Consider the following 17428-nt stretch of genomic DNA (forward strand, 5'->3'; position numbering starts at 1 on the left):
ATGCAGACCTCGACCCAGACCTCGATGCAGACCTTCGGCTCACGCCTCAGCGCCGCCATGAACCAGCACGGTCCGTTGTGTGTCGGCATCGACCCGCACGCGGCTCTGCTACGGGACTGGGGTTTGACCGACGATGTCGACGGTCTGCGTGAGTTCGCGCTGCGATGTGTCGAGGCGTTCGGTGGGCACGCAGCGATCGTCAAACCGCAGGCGGCCTTCTTCGAACGATTCGGATCGGCCGGCGTCGCCGTCCTGGAAGAGACGTTGGCCGGGCTGCGTGCGGCCGGGACGTTGAGCCTGCTCGACGTCAAGCGGGGCGACATCGGCAGCACGATGGACGCGTACGCCGCGGCGCACCTGGGGCCGGCGGCGCCGACGCGGGCGGACGCCATCACGGTGAGCCCGTTCCTCGGCGTCGGCAGTCTCGAGCCCGCGTTCGAACTCGCGCGTGCGACCGGCTCCGGCATCTTCGTGCTCGCGCTCACCAGCAATGCAGAGGGCGCGCAGGTGCAACACGCACGGCAGCGCGACGGGCGCACGGTCGCGCAGACGGTGATCGACGCGGTCGCCGACCTCAACGACGCGACCCCGGCCGACCGGCGGGTCGCCGACATCGGGCTGGTGGTCGGCGCGACGACCGGCAAGGACATCGCCGATCTGAGTCTGGGCGACGCCCTCGAACACTGTCGCGGGCCGCTGCTGGCGCCGGGCCTCGGGGCGCAGGGCGCGACCGTCGAGGACATCGCTCGCGCCTTCGGTGCGGCGTCCGCACAGGTGCTGCCGTCGGCGTCCCGGTCGGTGCTCGCGGCCGGTCCGGACGCTGCTTGTCTGCGGGAGGCGTTGCGTGCGACCGCGGCCCACGCCGCCGCGGCCCTGGGCTAGGGTCTGACCGGACGCCTTCGGGCGTCGAGCGAGCGTCGGTCAGGATCGAGCGGCGATCGATAGACCTGAACACCTCTGTGGCCCAAGGAGATTTCGCGTGGCACTTCCCCAGTTGACGCCTGAGCAGCGCGCCGAGGCTCTGGCGAAGGCGGCGGAGGCCAGGCGCAGACGCGCCGCCGTGAAGAACCGGCTGAAGAACTCGCAGGGATCGCTGCAAGAGGTCATCGACAGCGGTCGCAACGACGAGATCATCGGCAAGATGAAGGTGTCCGCCTTGCTGGAGTCCATGCCCGGCGTCGGCAAGGTCCGCGCAGCGCAGATCATGGACGAGATCGGGATCGCCTCGACCCGTCGGGTGCGCGGTCTGGGCAACCACCAGATCGCCGCTCTGTTGGAGCGTTTCGAGAAGCGCTGATGTCGACCACCGCCTCCACCTCATCCCCGTCCGGCGCGGCGCCCCTGTTCGTGCTGGCCGGCCCGACCGCCGTCGGGAAGGGCACGGTCGCGGCCTACATCAGGCAGAACTACCCGAAGGTGTGGCTGTCGGTCTCGGTCACCACACGGGCCCCGCGTCCCGGTGAGGTCGACGGCGTCCACTACCACTTCGTCGACCAGGCCGAGTTCGACCGGATGGCCGAACAGGACGAACTGCTGGAGTACGCGATCGTGCACGGCCGGGCCAGTTACGGCACCCCGCGCCGTCCGGTGCAGGACGCGATCGAAGCCGGCCGCCTGCCGTTGCTCGAGATCGACCTGCAGGGCGCACGCCAGGTGCGCGAACGGATGCCGGACGCCTTCTTCGTGTTCCTGACGCCGCCCAGCTGGGACGAACTCGTGCACCGACTCATCGGCCGCGGCACCGAATCCGCGCAGGAACAGGCCGTCCGGCTGGAGACCGCGCGCGCCGAACTGGCTGCCCAGAAGGAGTTCGACGCCACCATCGTCAACGAGGATGTTGGGGTTGCCGCCGCAGAACTCGTAGACTTGATGGAGCGGCACGCTTCGGCGGCCCGCGCAACGCACTGAAAACACCCCGAACGAAACGAGAGCTTCTTCGTGTCTGGCACCAAGGCTGCCCCCGAGGGCATCACCAACCCGCCGATCGACGACCTGCTGCAGGTGGCCGACTCAAAGTACGCGCTGGTCATCCTGGGCGCCAAGCGCGCACGGCAGATCAACGCCTACTACTCGCAGCTGTCCGAAGGTCTGCTGGAGTACGTCGGCCCGTTGGTCGACAGCCAGATCAACGACAAGGCCCTGTCGATCGCGCTGCGCGAGATCAACGACGGACTGCTGAACGTCGACAAGGTCGAGGCCTAGTCACCACCGGCATGCGCATCGTTCTCGGTGTCGGCGGAGGTATCGCCGCGTACAAGGCATGCACCCTCCTTCGCCGATTCACCGAGTCCGGGCACGACGTCACCGTCGTGCCCACGGCGTCCGCGCTGAAGTTCGTCGGCGCTCCCACCTGGGCGGCGCTGTCCGGTAAACCGGTCAGCGACCAGGTCTGGGACGACGTGCATCGCGTACCGCACGTCCGGATCGGCCAGGAGGCCGACCTGGTGGTCGTCGCGCCGGCCACTGCCGACCTGCTCGCGAAGGCGGCGCACGGGCTGGCCGACGATCTGCTGACCAACACCCTGCTCACCGCACGCTGCCCGGTCGTGCTCGCGCCGGCGATGCACACGGAGATGTGGACGCACCCGGCGACGGTTGCCAACGTCAGCACGCTGCGCGAGCGAGGCATCGATGTCGTCGAGCCGGCGTCCGGTCGCCTCACCGGCGCGGACACCGGCCCGGGACGCCTGCCGGAGCCCGAGGACATCTTCGAGCACTGCCGCTCCTACCTCGAGGGCGTGAGCGGCGGCCCCGATGACGAACTCAACGGCAAACACGTCGTGATCAGCGCGGGCGGCACCCGTGAACCGCTCGATCCGGTGCGCTATCTGGGCAATCGTTCCTCCGGCAAGCAGGGGTACGCGCTCGCCGCTTCGGCCGCGCGCCGGGGCGCCCGGGTGACGCTCGTGTCGACGGCCTCCTTGCCGGTGCCCGGCGGCGTCGACCTGGTGAAGGTCGAGACCGCACTCGAGCTCGAACGTGAGATGAAGGCACTCGCCGGCGGGGCCGACGTCATCGTGATGGCCGCAGCCGTCGCCGACTTCCGTCCGGCGCAGGTTTCCGCCGCCAAGATCAAGAAGGGTTTCGCTGCCGGTGACCCGGATGCACCCACCGTCGAGTTGGTGCGCAACCCCGACATCCTGGCCGGCCTGGTCGAAGCACGCGGCGACTCGCGCACGCCGTACATCGTCGGGTTCGCCGCCGAGACCGGTGACGAGCACGGTGACGTCCTCACTCATGCCCGAGCCAAGTTGGAACGCAAGAAGTGCGACCTGCTCGTCGCCAATGAGGTGGGGGACGGAGTCACCTTCGGGCAGGACACCAGCACCGTCCACCTGATGCGTCCGGGGCAGGAGCCCGTCACGGTGGGTCCGGCGGACAAGAATCTGATCGCCGACACGGTGTGGGACGCGGTGGGTCAGGACCTCTCCTGACCTTTACACTCAGGTCGGCCCGGCGACGGGTCGACACAAGCCAGCAGCCGCTGCAACGAAGGAGATAACAGGTGGCACGCCTTTTCACGTCCGAGTCGGTGACCGAGGGACACCCGGACAAGATCTGTGACCAGATCAGCGACTCGATCCTGGACGCGATGCTCGCGCAGGACCCGAACTCCCGTGTCGCCGTCGAGACGATGGTGACCACCGGCCTGGTGCACGTCGCCGGTGAGGTGCGTACCGAGAGCTACGTGCCGATCGCCAAGCTCGTGCGCGAGACCATCATGGAGGTCGGCTACGACAGCTCGCTCAAGGGCTTCGACGGCAACTCCTGTGGCGTGTCCATCTCCATCGGTGAGCAGTCGGTCGACATCGCCCAGGGCGTCGACCAGGCCCACGAGCACCGTGCCGAGGGCGGCACCGAGGCCCTGGACGCGCAGGGCGCCGGCGACCAGGGGCTGATGTTCGGGTACGCGTGCGACGACACCGCCGAGCTGATGCCGCTGCCGATCTTCCTCGCGCACCGCCTGTCCGAGCGCCTCACCGCTGTCCGCAAGAGTGGCGAGCTGGCCTACCTGCGCCCCGACGGTAAGACCCAGGTCACCATCTCCTACGAGGGTGACAAGGCCGTCAAACTCGACACGGTCGTGCTGTCGACCCAGCACTCGGAGGACATCTCGCTCACCGGGATGCTCGAGCCCGACATCGACCAGCACGTCATCAAGCCGGTGCTGGAGGAACTCGCCGCGAGTGGCAACAGCCTCGACGTCAGCAGCTACCGCAAGCTGATCAACCCGACCGGCAAGTTCGTCATCGGTGGCCCGATGGGCGACGCCGGCCTCACCGGCCGCAAGATCATCGTCGACACCTACGGCGGCATGGCACGCCACGGTGGCGGCGCGTTCTCCGGCAAGGACCCCTCGAAGGTGGACCGCTCGGCCGCGTACGCGATGCGTTGGGTCGCCAAGAACGTCGTTGCCGCGGGCCTGGCCACGCGCTGCGAGGTGCAGGTCGCCTACGCCATCGGCAAGGCGCAGCCGGTCGGTCTGTACATCGAGACCTTCGGCACCGAGACCGTCCCGGCCGACAAGATCCAGGCTGCGATCACCTCGGTCTTCGACCTGCGTCCGGCTGCGATCGTGGAGCAGCTCGACCTGCTGCGTCCGATCTACAAGCCGACCGCTGCGTACGGCCACTTCGGCCGCACCACCGCAGACGGTGTCGACAACCCGTTCACCTGGGAGCAGACCAACCGCGTCGAGCAGCTCCAGGCCGCAGCCCGATAGTCGCTCGACCTTCCTGAATCCGCGTGAGTTCGTGCCCTTCGCCGCGCCCGGCGAAGGGCGCAAACTCACGCGGATTTCGTGCTCCGGTGGACTGATCGACCGGCGTGTCGTCGACGGCTGATAGAACGATCCGGTGACAGACGAGCACCCGGCGACACCGCAGCAGTTGGAACTGCTGCGGACCGCCGCGCGCGCGAAGAAGCAGCGGCCAGAGCCGACGCTCGCGCAGTTCGATCCGGTGGCGGTGGTAATGCTCGACCTCGGCGTCGCCCACCTCGATCGCACCTTCGAGTACGCCGTCCCGGCCGACCTGGACGAGGCCGCACGGCCCGGCGTGCGGGTCAAGGTGCGCTTCGGCGCACAGGACGTCACCGGTTACCTCCTCCAGCGCACGGCGACGGCCGAGCACGTCGGCAAACTCGTCCCGCTGCGCACCGTCGTCTCCGACGAACCGGTGCTCACTCCCGAGATTCTGCGTCTGTGCCGACAGATCGCCGCCGACCAGGCCGGGTCGGTGTCCGACGTCGTCCGGCTCGCTGTTCCACCCCGTCATGCTCGGGCCGAGGGCGCGCTCGCGACCGAAGGCAGTGCGCCGTGGACGCCGCTGCTGGAGACGAGCGCGGCCTGGGCGCGTTACCCGGCGGGACCGGCATTACTGCGCCGGATCGGAGCAGGGCAGGCGCCCGCAGCGTCCTGGCTCGCTCTGCCGAGCACGGATCCGGCACTCGATTGGCCGCGGGCGCTCGCCGACGCCGCCCGAGCGGCCCTGTCCGCCAAACGGGGGGTCATCATCACCGTCCCCGATCACCGCGACGTCGAACGCGTCGCGCGCGAACTGGATGACCAGATCGGCAAGGACTCCTATGTCCGACTCACCGCTGACCAGGGGCCACAGGCGCGTTACACCGCCTGGCTCAAGGTGCTGCGGGGTCATGTGCAATGCGTGGTCGGCAACCGAGCCGCGGCATTCGCGCCGGTGCACGACCTCGGCCTGATGCTGTGCTGGGACGACGGCGACAACCTGCTCACCGAACCGCGGGCTCCGTACCCCACCACCCGCGACATCCTGTGGCGCCGACATCTCGACTCCGCGGCCGCCCTCGTGCTCGGTGGGTTTGCGCGCTCCGTCGCCGTCGCGCAATGGATGGACGAAGGACGGGTCGTCTCTGTGGAGGCCCGGCCCGTCCGGGCGCAGTTGCCCCGGGTCAACGTCGCCGGCGACGACCGCGAGGTGGAGCGGCACGGCCCGGCGGCGCATGCTCGCCTGCCGGCCAGCGCCTGGAAGGCATTGCACGACGGACTGCAGACCGGACCGGTGCTGGTGCAGGTGCCTCGCCGCGGATACGTTCCCCGGTTGCGCTGTGTCACCTGTGGTCACGCGGCGCAGTGCCCGACCTGCCACGGCCCGCTGCAACTCGCCGGCTCCGACCAAGCTCCGCACTGCGCGTGGTGCGACACGCGAGTGGACGGGTTCCGGTGTCCCGAGTGCGATGACACCCGCCTGCGAGCATCCGTCATCGGTGCTCGGCGCACCGCCGAGGAACTGGGACGCGCGTTCCCGGGTGTGCCGGTCGTGCGATCCGGAGCGGGCCAGATCGTTGCCCGCGTGCCCGCAGCACCGGCCCTTGTGATCTCCACACCGGGTGCGGAACCCGTTGCCGAGCAAGGGTATTCAGCTGTCCTCCTGCTCGACGCGTGGGCGATGCTCGACCGGCCGTCCCTGCAGAGCAACGAACAAGCGATGCGCCAGTGGTTGGCAGCCGCGGCACTGTGCCGTCCGGCGGACGACGGCGGAGTGGTCGTGCTCGCCGGCGCGGAGGCGACGTCGCCGGTCGTGCGGCATCTGGTGCGATGGGCTCCAGCGGCCCTGGCCGAGAGCGAACTCGCCGAGCGCACCGCGCTCGACCTGCCACCCACCCGCTGGACGGCCACGCTCACCGGTACGCCGGACGCAGTGACGGCGGCGGCGTCCACCGTCCCCGGCTGGCTCGAGCGCTTCGGTCCGGCACCGCTCCCGGGCCCGGAACCCCAGGTGCGATTGCTGCTGCGAGCCCCGGCGGACCGCGCCGGGCAGGCCTCGGGCGCCATCACCGCGTTGCGTACTTCGCGCAGCCTCGCGAGGGCCAAGGACCACCTGTCCGTACGGGTCGACCCGGACGGATCGACCCTCTGATCCGGGCGATACGGTTTCCGGCATGGATCTCGACATCGACCTCGATGACGAACGCTTCGCACCCGCCCCGGCCGAAGCCGTGATCTTCGACCTCGGCAATGTCCTGATCCGGTGGATCCCGCAGGACGCGGTGGCGGTCGCACTCGGGCCGGACAAGGCGCGAGAATTCGTGCACCATCCCGAGTTCGATTTCTTCGCCTGGAATCTCGCCAACGACGCCGGACGTACACCCGCGCAGGCCGTGGCCGACGTCCGCGCCCGGTTTCCGGAACTGGAGCCCGCCGCGCAGGCCTACATCGACAACTTCACCGCCTCACTCAGCCCGATCGAGGGTTCGATCGAGGTGCTGCGTGAACTCGACCGGGCCGGTGTACCCCTGGTGGCGCTCACCAACTGGAATGCCGACCTCTTCGCGCTCGCGGAACAGCAGTACGACTTCCTGGAGATCTTCGAGGACATCGTCGTGTCCGGCGAGGAGGGCGTGGTCAAGCCCGACCCGGAGATCTGGGAGGTGCTTGCCGAGCGCACCGACCACATCGGCGGCATCGACGACTTCCTGTTCATCGACGACTCCATCGTCAACGTGCAGTCGGCCGTCGAAGCCGGCATCGACGCCGTCCAGTTCACCGGGCCCGAGGATCTTCGCCAGGACCTCGTCGCCCGCGGGTATGACGTGCGTCCGGTGGCCTGAGCGTGCGCATCGTCTTCGCGGGCACTCCTGAACCCGCCGTTCCTTCCCTGCAGGCCCTGCTCGAGTCCCGGCACGAGGTGGTCGGCGTCGTGTCCCGGCCGGACGCTCCTGCCGGGCGCGGACGCTCGCTACGACCGTCACCGGTGAAGGAGCTCGCGGTCCGGGAAGGCCTGCCGGTCTCCACCCCGGGGCATCCCAAGGAACCGGATTTCCAGGAGTGGCTGCGCGCGCTGCAGCCCGACGTGTGCCCCGTGGTCGCGTACGGCGCCCTTGTGCCGCGTGCGGTGCTCGACATCCCGCGACACGGCTGGGTGAATCTGCACTTCTCGCTGCTGCCTGCCTGGCGCGGTGCGGCCCCCGTCCAGCACGCCTTGCTGCACGGCGACGACGTCACCGGTGCTACGACCTTCCTGCTCGAACAGGGTATGGACACCGGACCGGTGCTGGGCACGATGACCGAGACGATCAAACCGACCGACACCTCGGGCGACCTGCTGCAGCGGCTCGCCGGCGCAGGCGCCGGCCTGTTGGTCGCCACCCTCGACGCGATGGAGGAGGGCACGATCACCCTGTTCCGCAGCCCGCCGAAGGCGTCTCGACGGCGCCGAAGATAACCGTTGACGACGCTCGGATCCGTTGGCACGAGCCGGCATTCGCGATCGATCGCCGGGTGCGCGCCTGTTCACCGGCCCCGGGCGCATGGACGATGTTCCGGGACGCCCGGCTGAAGATCGGGTCGGCTCGTCCGGTCGACGAGCCAGGCCTTGCGCCAGGCGAGCTTCGGGTGACCAAGAAGGCGGTGTTCGTGGGCACGGGATCGGGCGCTGTCGAACTCGGCATCGTGCAGCCGCACGGCAAGAAGGCAGTACCGGCGCCCGACTGGGCGCGCGGCGCACGTATCGAGGAAGGGGAGTCACTGGCATGAGCGACTCCGAGCAGTCCGGCAGGAACCACGACGAGTACCGCAACGCCAAAGGCCGGCAGCGTCCGCAGGCGCGTCGCACGTCCGACCGAGCCAGGTCCGAGCAGCGGCCCGCCGAGCGCCGCCGCAGTGGGGACCCGGCACGACGGGTGGCGTGGGACGTCCTGCGACAGGTGCACGACAACGACGCATACGCCAACATCGCTATGCCGAAAGCGTTGCGCGACAACAGGATCAGCGGACGCGACGCCGCGTTCGCGAGTGAGCTCGCTTACGGCACGTTGCGGATGCATGGCCTCTACGACCGGATCATCGAGCATGCCGCCGGACGCGGTGCGTCGCAGATCGACCCGGCCGTGCTCGACACCATTCGCCTCGGCGCACACCAGTTGCTCGGCATGCGAGTGCCGTCACATGCCGCCGCGTCCGAGACCGTGGCCCTGGCCCGCGAGGTCAACGGTGCGGGCGCGGCCGGGTTCGTCAACGCCGTGCTGCGTCGGGTCAGCGAACGCACCCGCGAGGAATGGGTCGCCGAGGTGACCGCCGGACGTGAGCCGCTCGCCGCGTTGGCGGTCGAGCACTCCCACCCCGAGTGGATCGTCCGGGCCCTGCGCGGTGCGCTGATCGGCTCGGGTGCCGCGGCTGCGGAGAATGTCGATGCCGAACTGCGGCGGTTGCTCGAGGCGGACAACGACCCGGCCGACGTCATGCTCGTCGCCCGTCCGCACCTGGCAACGGTCGAGGAACTGCTCGATGAGGGTGCGACGCCGTCGCGCCTGTCGCCGTTCGGTGCCCGGATGTCCGGGGGAGACCCCGGCGCCATCCGCGCTGTGCGCGACACGCGTGCTGCTGTGCAGGACGAGGGCTCACAACTGCTCGCCCTCGCTTTGGCATCGGTGCCCGTCGAGGGTGATCAGCAGGAATGGCTCGACCTGTGCGCCGGGCCCGGCGGCAAGGCGGCTTTGTTGGCTTGCCTTGCGGCAGAACAGGATTCGGTGTTGTTCGTCAACGAGGTGAGCGAACATCGCACCGACCTGGTGCGGCGGACGATGGCCGCGGCGTTGCAGTCGGGTATCGAGGTGATGATCGGTACCGGTGACGGCCGGGATCTCGGAGCCGAAGAACCCGACACCTACGACAAGGTGCTGGTCGACGCGCCCTGCACGGGCCTGGGCGCATTGCGTCGTCGACCGGAAGCGAGGTGGCGCAAGTCGGCGTCCGACGTCGCCGGTCTGACCACGCTGCAGGGTGAACTGCTCGACTCGGCGATCGCGACGACCCGGCCCGGCGGAGTCATCGGCTACGCGACCTGCAGCCCGCACACCGCCGAGACCACCGCGGTTGTCGCTGACGCGTTGAAGCGACACCCGGAGGTGATCCAGGAGGACGCTCGGCCGTACTTCAAGGACGCGACGGGCAAGCAGATTCCCGACCTCGGCGACGGCCCCGGCGTTCAGTTGTGGCCGCATCTGCACGACACCGACGCGATGTTCTTCGCCCTGCTGCGCAAGCAGTCCACGTCCGTCTGACTCCCGAAAAAAGGTATGTCCCACATGCAGATCGCACCGAGCATCCTGTCCGCTGACTTCGCCAACCTCGAGACCGAGCTGAAGCGGATCGGCAATGCCGAGTGGGCACACGTCGACGTCATGGACGCGCACTTCGTGCCGAATCTCACGCTCGGCCTGCCGGTCGTGGAGTCGCTGCTGAAGGTGGCGCCGATGCCGCTGGACTGCCACCTGATGATCGACGACCCCGACCACTGGGCACCGATGTACGCCGAGGCAGGGGCGCAGAGTGTCACCTTCCACATCGAGGCCGCGAAGGACCCGGTGAAGCTGGCCCGAGCGCTTCGGTCGGCGGGAGCCCGTGCGTCGATGGCGATCAAGCCGGGCACCGACTTCGCTCCGTACGAGGAACTCCTGCCCGAACTCGACATGGTGCTGGTGATGACCGTCGAACCCGGGTTCGGAGGCCAGTCGTTCATGGCGGACCAGATGCCGAAGGTGCGTCAGGTGCGCGAGGCCGCCCGCAAACACGGCGGCGACATCTGGGTGCAGGTCGACGGGGGAGTGTCCGCCAAGACCATCGAGCAATGCGCCGAGGCGGGGGCCGATGTCTTCGTCGCCGGGTCGGCGGTCTACGGCACCGATGATGCGGCGGCCGCAGTCGACGAACTGCGCGAGCTGGCCGCATCCTGCGTCCACTGACGACGATCCACAGGCCGAACGACGACCGCCGACTGTGCTCGAGTGGTACGCAGGAGTATGCGCCGCCGACTCGGCGACCCCTGCGAAACGGAGAATCTGTCATGAGCAACCCGACGAGCAACCCGACCAGCAACCCGATGAGCAACCCGATGAGCAACCCGATGAGCAACCCGATGAGCAACCCGATGAGCACTGTGGTCAGCACGATCGAGGAGATGGGCGGCCTCGACAAGGTCAGTGAGCCGTACGCCGGCTTCGTCGGCAGATTGACCGGCAACAAGGCGGTCAAGAACATCCTTTCCGGCACCTTCCTCGGCCACCCGATCCATCCGGTTCTGTCCGACGTGCCGATCGGCGCGTACGCCATGGCGACCGTGCTCGACCTCACCGGAGCAGACGCCGCGGCGGCGCGCCGGTTGGTGGGGGTGGGGATCCTCGCCTCCGTTCCCACTGCGGCCACCGGGGCGTCCGACTGGTCGGACAGCTACGGAGCCGAACAGCGGGTCGGGTTGGTGCACGCCGCTGCCAACTCGGCCGCCACCGTCCTGCAGGTCGCGTCCTGGGTGGCGCGTGGGAAAGGTCGGCATTCCACCGGGCGGCTGCTCAGCCTGGCAGGGGTCGGTCTCACCGCGGGGGCCGGTTACCTCGGTGGACACCTGTCGTTCGTCAAGGGTGTCGGTGTCAACCACACCGCGTTCGAGCACCGCACGGACGACTGGACCGACGTCGCTGCCCGCGTCGATCTCACCCCTGGCACGCCGATGCGGGTGACGGCGGACGGTGTCTCGGTGGTGCTCATCGAACAGAACGACCGGGTGTACGCGCTGTCGTCCGTGTGCACGCACGCCGGTGGCCCGCTCGACGAAGGAACGGTCCAGGACGGATGCATCCGATGCCCTTGGCACGGAAGCGAATTCAGACTGAGGGACGGCAAGCCGATGCGTGGTCCGGCGTCGGTCGAGCAGCCCAGCTGGGACGTGAAGATCGCCGACGGGCGGGTGCTGGTCAAGGCGTCCTGAACCTCAGCCTTCGCGGTCGGCATTGCTGCGCACGAGGATGACGTGATCACCGAGATCACCCAGCCGGTCGAGTACCTGGACGGGAAGTGTCATACTGATCGGCGAAACGTGCTCCGGGGTCAGCGAAACTCTGAGCCGGCGGTGACAGTCCGCGACCCGTGATCCTCTTCGGAGGTGAGCGGTTGACCTGGTGGAATTCCGGGACCGACGGTGAAAGTCCGGATGGGAGGCGCACGTTCAGGGTCTGCTTCGGCATTCTCTGAGCACGCAGGTTGCCCTGCGGGTGTGCATCATTCGATGTCGGCCCGTGCGGGTTTCCTGGCGTTCGCCATCCCCCGGTTCACGTCCACGACGGACGACCGGAGGAACCGATGGCGCTCAGCCCCCTGGACGAGCAGATGCTCGACCGTGCGCTGGCACTCGCCGCGCTCGGCTCTCTCGTCGACCCCAATCCACGCGTCGGGTGCGTTCTCGTGCGAGGTGAAGTGGTCGTCGGGGAGGGCTTCCACGCAGGCGCGGGCACGGCCCACGCCGAAGCCGCCGCACTCGCACAGTCCGGCGAATCGACCCGGGGCGCAACAGCTTTCATCACGCTCGAACCCTGCACGCATGTCGGACGAACGCCGCCGTGTGCACAGGCGCTCATCGACGCCGGGGTCGAGCGTGTGGTTTTCGTAGCGGCGGATCCATCGGAGCGAGCAGGCGGCGGAGCAGCGCTGCTGCGTGAGGCCGGAATCGCCGTCGAAAAGGCGTCCCCGCGCTTCGAACAGTCCTCCAGAGCGCTGAACGAAGCTTGGTTCTTCGCGGCCGAGCACGGCCGGCCCCACGTGACGTGGAAGTACGCGACCACCCTCGACGGCCGTATCGCCGCGGCCGACGGCAGCAGCAGGTGGATCACCGGGGACGCGTCCCGGGCGGACGTCCACGCGCTGCGCGCGCGCTCCGGCGCGGTCGTCGTGGGAACCGGCACCGCGCTGACGGACGACCCGGCCCTCACCGCTCGCTGCTCGGCGTACACCGGACCCGACCCGCTACGGGTCGTCGTCGGGCACCGTGACCTTCCGGCGGACAGCCGGCTGCTTGACGGGTCGGCCGAGACCGTCCACCTACGTACGCACGACCCGCTCGACGTTCTCGCGCGCCTGCACGAATGCGAGATCCGGTCGGTCCTCATCGAGGGCGGACCGACGCTGGCCGCCGCATTCGTCCGTGCCGGGCTCGTCGACCGCATCGTCGCCTACGTCGCACCTGCCCTGCTCGGCGCCGGCCCGGCGGCCCTCGCCGACCTTGGAGTGCAGTCCATGTCGCAGATCCGCCGCTTCAACCTGCGGCAGGTCGATCGTTTCGGTTCCGACGTCCGCCTCGTGCTCGAACCCGAAGGAGAAATCTGATGTTCACCGGAATCATCCAGGAAATCGGACGCGTCGAAAGCATTGAACCGCAAGGAGATTCAGCCCGGATCGTGGTGGAGGCGAGGGACGTCGTCCGTGACATCGCTCAAGGTGCCTCGATCGCGGTCAACGGGGTCTGCCTCACCGTCACCGAGTTCGACGACGCCTCGTTCGCAGTCGACGTGATGGCGCAGACCCTCGACGTCACCAGCCTCTCCTCGCTGGCCATGGGCAGGCCGGTGAACCTCGAGCGGGCCATGCGAGCGGACGGTCGTTTCGACGGACACGTCGTCCAAGGGCACGTCGACGGTGTGGGAGAGATCGTCGACGTCCGGGCCGACGCACACTGGACCAAGATCGCCGCCCAACTGCCCGCCGGGCTGACCCGGTATGTCGTGTCCAAGGGGTCGATCACCCTCGACGGGGTCTCGCTGACCGTCGCGGAACTCGTCGGTGACCGCGCGACGGTGAGTCTCATTCCGACCACGCTCACCCTCACCAACCTGTCCACGAAGCAGGTCGGCGACCGGCTCAACATCGAGGTCGACGTGCTCGCCAAGTACACCGAGCGGCTCCTGGTCGTCGAGGGGGTCAGGGCATGAACTCCATCGAGGACGCACTCCAGGCGCTACGAGACGGACGTCCGGTGCTCGTCACCGACGATGAGTCCAGGGAGAACGAGGGCGACGTCGTGCTCGCCGCGCAGACCGCGACCCAGGAGTGGATGGTCTGGACCGTCCGGCACAGTTCGGGCTACCTGTGTGCGCCGATGCCGGCGGCGCTGGCCGACCGGCTCGACCTTCCGCCCATGGTCCGCGACAACACCGATCCACTGCGCACCGCATACGCCGTCTCCGTCGACGCGAAGAACGGTGTGACGACCGGCATCAGCGCCGCCGACCGATTGCGCACCGTGCAGGTGCTCAGCGACCCGCGGACCACCGCCGGCGATCTGGTGCGGCCCGGGCACGTGTTGCCGCTGCGGGCGCGGGACGGGGGAGTGCTGGAACGGCGAGGTCACACCGAGGCCGCCGTCGACCTCTGCCGTCTCGCCGGTCTCTCCCCGGTGGGCGTCATCGGCGAGCTCGTCCACGACGACGGTTCGATGATGCGTCGCCCGGCAGTGCTCTGCTTCGGTGCCGAACACGACCTGCCGGTGATCACCATCCAGCAACTCGTATGCCACAGGCAGCGACACGACCGGGTCGAGGAAGTCGCCCGGACGCTGCTTCCCACCGAACACGGCATGTTCGAGGCTCGCGGGTTCCGTGACCTGCTCACCGGTACGGAGCACCTCGCGCTGACCTCTCCCCGCGGAGCAGGGGCGGGATCACTTGTCCGGGTGCACAGCGAGTGCCTGACGGGCGACGTGTTCGGTTCGCTGCGGTGCGACTGCGGACCGCAGCTCGCGGACGCGATGGCGCGGATCGCGATCGACGGCGGTGTGATCGTCTACCTGCGTGGTCACGAGGGTCGCGGCGTCGGCCTGTTGGAGAAGCTTCGGGCCTACGCGCAGCAGGACGCCGGTGCCGACACGGTCGAGGCCCAGGAGCAGCTCGGCCTGCCGGTCGACGCCCGGGAGTACGCGGCGGCAGCAGCGATCCTGCACAGCCTCGAGATCTGCGATGTTCGGCTGATCAGCAACAACCCCGCAAAGCGACTCGGGTTGCAGAACAACGGAATCGAGGTTCGTTCGATGGAGCTGTCACCGGTGCGCGTCAGCGACCACAACCTGCGCTACCTACAGACCAAACGTGACCGGATGGGTCACGACCTTCCCGACCTCCACGAAGGAGCAACCGTATGAGCGGACACGGAGCACCGACCGTCCAGGTCGACGGGCGCGGTCTGAGGGTCGCTGTCGTCGCCGCGAGTTGGCACGAACAGGTGATGGACGGCCTACTCGCCGGAGCACAGCGGTCCCTGGACGATGCCGGCGTCGCGGACGCCACCGTCGTCCGCGTCCCGGGATCCTTCGAACTTCCGGTCGCAGCGGCACGTCTGGCCGCCGACCATGACGCGGTCGTCGCACTGGGCGTGGTGGTGCGGGGCGGGACACCGCACTTTGACTACGTCTGCCAGGCAGCCACCATCGGCCTCACCGAGGTCTCGGTGCGCACCGGCGTCCCGGTCGGATTCGGGGTGTTGACGTGCGACGACGATCAGCAGGCTCTGGATCGGGCGGGCTTGCCCGGTTCGAGTGAGGACAAGGGATACGAGGCCGCGACTGCGGCCTTGGCGACCGCGCGTACGCTTCGCGACGCGCCACGACACACATCAGGAGAACACGCATGAGAACGACCGTGCTGGCCGCTGCCGCGGGCGGCGAGCAGAACTTCTTCCAGCAGCTGTTGGAATGGCACCTCGACATCGGCAAGTACCAACTGCACTGGCTCGAGTTGATCGGTGTGCTGATCGGTGTCGCGTCCGCCTACCTCGGTATGAAGCGCTGGGTGTGGGCGTGGCCGGTCGGCATCGTCGCCAACGTCATGCTGTTCTTCGTTTACATCGGAGCCGCGTTCGGCACTGACACCCGCATCCCGCTGTTCGGGCAGGCCGGGCGACAGATCTTCTTCATCACCACCAGCATCTACGGCTGGTGGCGGTGGAACCAGCACCGCAAGAACAAGCGCGCGGAGGCGTCCGAGGCGGCCGTCACCCCGCGATGGGCGACGAACAAGGAACGCCTGCTGATGGCGGCTTTCTGGATCGTGGGAACGGTGATTGCCCACGCCGTCTTCCAGGCGATCCTGGACGCGAATGCCAACCCGCACTGGACGCCGGAATGGTGGTTCGCCTGGTGCGACGCATGGGTGTTCGTCGGGTCGATCGTCGCGACGTACGCGATGGCCCGCGCCTGGAACGAGTTCTGGCTGGCGTGGATCGTGGTCGACCTGGTGGGAGTGCCGTTCGGGTTCGCCACCGACTATGTGCCCACAGCGGTCATGTACATCTTCTACGGGCTGTTCGTGATCTACGGGTTCACCCAGTGGGTGAAGGTGACCCGGCGAGAGCGCGGGAGCCAACCGGTCACGGCCTGACCCCCACCCGCCGAGTGGCCGGGGTCACGTGGGCGCGTCCACGTCCCGGCCGCTCGTCCGCGGGCTCCGCCCCGCTGCGTACCCTTGTGCCCCGTGAAGAGCTTCGAGCAGTTGTGGGCCGAGCTGCAGGACAAGGCAGCCGAGCGTCCCGAAGGATCCGGCACGGTCGCAGAGATCGAGGCCGGCGTCCACTTCATCGGCAAGAAGATCGTCGAGGAGGCTGCCGAGGTGTGGATGGCCGCCGAGCACGAGGGCAACGACAAGGCCGCCGAGGAGATCAGCCAGCTGCTGTACCACCTGCAGGTGCTGATGCTGGAGCGCGGCATCGCGTTGGAGGACGTCTACCGACATCTCTGAGCCGCGAGTGGTTCGAGCCGATCTTCAATCTGCACAAGGAGTTTCACCATGTTGCGAGTCGCCATGCCGAACAAGGGCAGCCTCGCCGAGTCCGCCGCCGAGATCATGCGCGAGGCGGGTTACCGCGGTCGTCGTGAGTCGAAGGAATTGGTCGTCGTCGACGCCGACAACGACGTCGAATTGTTCTTCCTGCGACCACGGGACATCGCCGTATACGTCGGACGCGGCACGCTCGATGTCGGCATCACCGGCCGCGATCTGCTGCTCGATTCCGGAGCGCCGGCGATCGAGGCCATGCAGCTCGGCTTCGGTGCCTCCACCTTCCGGTACGCCGCGCGCCCGGGCGTCGCTTCCTCGGTGGGCGACCTCGCGGGCAAGCGCGTCGCCACGAGCTTCGAAGGTCTCGTCGAATCCGATCTGAGGAACGCCGGTGTCGAGGCGTCCGTCGTCCGACTGGACGGTGCCGTCGAGACCGCGGTCACCCTCGGCGTCGCCGACGTCATCGCGGATGTCGTGGAGACCGGTACCACCCTGCGCAACGCCGGGCTCGAGGTGTTCGGCGAGCCGATCCTGAAGAGCGAAGCCGTTCTGATCCGCCCGGCGGAGGCCGGCGCGAACCCCGCGGTCGACGTCCTGGTCCGCCGCTTGCAGGGTGTGCTCACGGCCCGCGACTACGTGATGCTCGACTACGACATCCGCAAGGACCTCGTCGAGAAGGCGTCCGCGATCACGCCCGGCCTGGAGTCACCGACGATCTCCCCGTTGCACGACCCGGACTACGTCGCGGTGCGTGCGATGGTGCCGCGCAAGCGCACGAACGCCCTCATGGACGAGCTCTACGACCTGGGTGCTCGTGCCATCCTGGTGACAGAGATCGCTGCCTGCCGATTGTGAGTTCTCG

General features: G+C 68.5%; 18 protein-coding genes, 1 pseudogene and 1 riboswitch. All 19 genes and pseudogenes read left to right on the top strand.

Translation table 11 applies throughout. The features are described 5' to 3' along the window. Positions 1 to 882, top strand: a complete 882-nt coding sequence (gene pyrF, locus MF407_RS06050) for an orotidine-5'-phosphate decarboxylase (protein WP_239701754.1) — start codon at positions 1 to 3, stop codon at positions 880 to 882. A 97-nt stretch (positions 883 to 979) separates the two neighbouring features. Then, positions 980 to 1297: an integration host factor, actinobacterial type gene (mihF, locus tag MF407_RS06055; protein ID WP_239701755.1), complete on the top strand. Its 318-nt coding sequence runs from the start codon at positions 980 to 982 to the stop codon at positions 1295 to 1297. Then, positions 1297 to 1908, top strand: coding sequence for a guanylate kinase (gmk, locus tag MF407_RS06060; protein WP_239701756.1), 612 nt, complete (start codon positions 1297 to 1299; stop codon positions 1906 to 1908). The genes mihF and gmk overlap by 1 nt, the downstream gene beginning before the upstream one ends. Before the next feature lie 30 nt (positions 1909 to 1938). Then, on the top strand, positions 1939 to 2202 hold the full coding sequence (gene rpoZ, locus MF407_RS06065; protein WP_129625025.1) for a DNA-directed RNA polymerase subunit omega: 264 nt from the start codon (positions 1939 to 1941) through the stop codon (positions 2200 to 2202). Positions 2203 to 2213: 11 nt separating this feature from the next. Beyond that, positions 2214 to 3434, top strand: coding sequence for a bifunctional phosphopantothenoylcysteine decarboxylase/phosphopantothenate--cysteine ligase CoaBC (gene coaBC / locus MF407_RS06070; protein ID WP_239701757.1), 1221 nt, complete (start codon positions 2214 to 2216; stop codon positions 3432 to 3434). A gap of 71 nt (positions 3435 to 3505) precedes the next feature. Beyond that, positions 3506 to 4723 (top strand): methionine adenosyltransferase, encoded by a 1218-nt coding sequence (gene metK, locus MF407_RS06075; RefSeq protein ID WP_141928712.1) that lies wholly within the window; start codon positions 3506 to 3508, stop codon positions 4721 to 4723. Positions 4724 to 4856: 133 nt separating this feature from the next. Further along, complete coding sequence (locus MF407_RS06080; RefSeq protein WP_239701758.1) at positions 4857 to 6896, top strand: primosome assembly protein PriA; 2040 nt, start codon at positions 4857 to 4859, stop codon at positions 6894 to 6896. Positions 6897 to 6918: 22 nt separating this feature from the next. Then, complete coding sequence (locus MF407_RS06085) at positions 6919 to 7587, top strand: HAD-IA family hydrolase (protein ID WP_239701759.1); 669 nt, start codon at positions 6919 to 6921, stop codon at positions 7585 to 7587. A gap of 2 nt (positions 7588 to 7589) precedes the next feature. Continuing rightward, positions 7590 to 8512 (top strand): annotated as a pseudogene (fmt, locus tag MF407_RS06090) (methionyl-tRNA formyltransferase). After that, positions 8509 to 10038 (top strand): transcription antitermination factor NusB, encoded by a 1530-nt coding sequence (locus tag MF407_RS06095; protein WP_239701760.1) that lies wholly within the window; start codon positions 8509 to 8511, stop codon positions 10036 to 10038. Before fmt ends, MF407_RS06095 begins: the two are co-directional and overlap by 4 nt. A gap of 24 nt (positions 10039 to 10062) precedes the next feature. Further along, on the top strand, positions 10063 to 10719 hold the full coding sequence (gene rpe / locus MF407_RS06100) for a ribulose-phosphate 3-epimerase (protein WP_239701761.1): 657 nt from the start codon (positions 10063 to 10065) through the stop codon (positions 10717 to 10719). A 101-nt stretch (positions 10720 to 10820) separates the two neighbouring features. Next, positions 10821 to 11738, top strand: a complete 918-nt coding sequence (locus MF407_RS06105; RefSeq protein WP_239701762.1) for a Rieske 2Fe-2S domain-containing protein — start codon at positions 10821 to 10823, stop codon at positions 11736 to 11738. A gap of 105 nt (positions 11739 to 11843) precedes the next feature. Next, positions 11844 to 11976: riboswitch (FMN riboswitch) on the top strand. A 133-nt stretch (positions 11977 to 12109) separates the two neighbouring features. Then, positions 12110 to 13129 (top strand): bifunctional diaminohydroxyphosphoribosylaminopyrimidine deaminase/5-amino-6-(5-phosphoribosylamino)uracil reductase RibD, encoded by a 1020-nt coding sequence (ribD, locus tag MF407_RS06110; protein ID WP_239701763.1) that lies wholly within the window; start codon positions 12110 to 12112, stop codon positions 13127 to 13129. Beyond that, a complete protein-coding gene (locus MF407_RS06115) occupies positions 13129 to 13731 on the top strand; it encodes a riboflavin synthase (RefSeq protein WP_239701764.1) in 603 nt (200 codons plus the stop codon). Before ribD ends, MF407_RS06115 begins: the two co-directional genes overlap by 1 nt. Then, on the top strand, positions 13728 to 14936 hold the full coding sequence (gene ribB, locus MF407_RS06120) for a 3,4-dihydroxy-2-butanone-4-phosphate synthase (protein WP_239701765.1): 1209 nt from the start codon (positions 13728 to 13730) through the stop codon (positions 14934 to 14936). Before MF407_RS06115 ends, ribB begins: the two co-directional genes overlap by 4 nt. Further along, positions 14933 to 15424, top strand: coding sequence for a 6,7-dimethyl-8-ribityllumazine synthase (gene ribH / locus MF407_RS06125; RefSeq protein WP_141928710.1), 492 nt, complete (start codon positions 14933 to 14935; stop codon positions 15422 to 15424). The genes ribB and ribH overlap by 4 nt, the downstream gene beginning before the upstream one ends. Further along, positions 15421 to 16170: a nicotinamide riboside transporter PnuC gene (pnuC, locus tag MF407_RS06130; RefSeq protein ID WP_239701766.1), complete on the top strand. Its 750-nt coding sequence runs from the start codon at positions 15421 to 15423 to the stop codon at positions 16168 to 16170. Before ribH ends, pnuC begins: the two co-directional genes overlap by 4 nt. 93 nt (positions 16171 to 16263) lie before the next feature. Beyond that, positions 16264 to 16527, top strand: a complete 264-nt coding sequence (locus MF407_RS06135) for a phosphoribosyl-ATP diphosphatase (protein ID WP_239701767.1) — start codon at positions 16264 to 16266, stop codon at positions 16525 to 16527. A gap of 48 nt (positions 16528 to 16575) precedes the next feature. Beyond that, positions 16576 to 17421: an ATP phosphoribosyltransferase gene (hisG, locus tag MF407_RS06140; protein ID WP_239701768.1), complete on the top strand. Its 846-nt coding sequence runs from the start codon at positions 16576 to 16578 to the stop codon at positions 17419 to 17421. The last annotated feature ends 7 nt before the right edge of the window (positions 17422 to 17428 follow it).

It is taken from the genome of Yimella sp. NH-Cas1, from assembly GCF_022359705.1.
In the GTDB taxonomy this organism is placed as follows: domain Bacteria; phylum Actinomycetota; class Actinomycetes; order Actinomycetales; family Dermatophilaceae; genus Yimella; species Yimella lutea.

What these genes read in the sequence shown, in the direction of transcription:
- rpe (WP_239701761.1), top strand. Translation starts at nt 10,063, where the DNA reads ATGCAGATCGCACCGAGCATCCTGTCCGCTGACTTCGCCAACCTCGAG.
- ribD (WP_239701763.1), top strand. Translation starts at nt 12,110, where the DNA reads ATGGCGCTCAGCCCCCTGGACGAGCAGATGCTCGACCGTGCGCTGGCA.
- ribH (WP_141928710.1), top strand. Translation starts at nt 14,933, where the DNA reads ATGAGCGGACACGGAGCACCGACCGTCCAGGTCGACGGGCGCGGTCTG.
- MF407_RS06105 (WP_239701762.1), top strand. Translation starts at nt 10,821, where the DNA reads ATGAGCAACCCGACGAGCAACCCGACCAGCAACCCGATGAGCAACCCG.
- MF407_RS06095 (WP_239701760.1), top strand. Translation starts at nt 8,509, where the DNA reads ATGAGCGACTCCGAGCAGTCCGGCAGGAACCACGACGAGTACCGCAAC.
- pnuC (WP_239701766.1), top strand. Translation starts at nt 15,421, where the DNA reads ATGAGAACGACCGTGCTGGCCGCTGCCGCGGGCGGCGAGCAGAACTTC.
- ribB (WP_239701765.1), top strand. Translation starts at nt 13,728, where the DNA reads ATGAACTCCATCGAGGACGCACTCCAGGCGCTACGAGACGGACGTCCG.
- hisG (WP_239701768.1), top strand. Translation starts at nt 16,576, where the DNA reads ATGTTGCGAGTCGCCATGCCGAACAAGGGCAGCCTCGCCGAGTCCGCC.
- pyrF (WP_239701754.1), top strand. Translation starts at nt 1, where the DNA reads ATGCAGACCTCGACCCAGACCTCGATGCAGACCTTCGGCTCACGCCTC.
- gmk (WP_239701756.1), top strand. Translation starts at nt 1,297, where the DNA reads ATGTCGACCACCGCCTCCACCTCATCCCCGTCCGGCGCGGCGCCCCTG.
- MF407_RS06115 (WP_239701764.1), top strand. Translation starts at nt 13,129, where the DNA reads ATGTTCACCGGAATCATCCAGGAAATCGGACGCGTCGAAAGCATTGAA.
- MF407_RS06085 (WP_239701759.1), top strand. Translation starts at nt 6,919, where the DNA reads ATGGATCTCGACATCGACCTCGATGACGAACGCTTCGCACCCGCCCCG.
- coaBC (WP_239701757.1), top strand. Translation starts at nt 2,214, where the DNA reads ATGCGCATCGTTCTCGGTGTCGGCGGAGGTATCGCCGCGTACAAGGCA.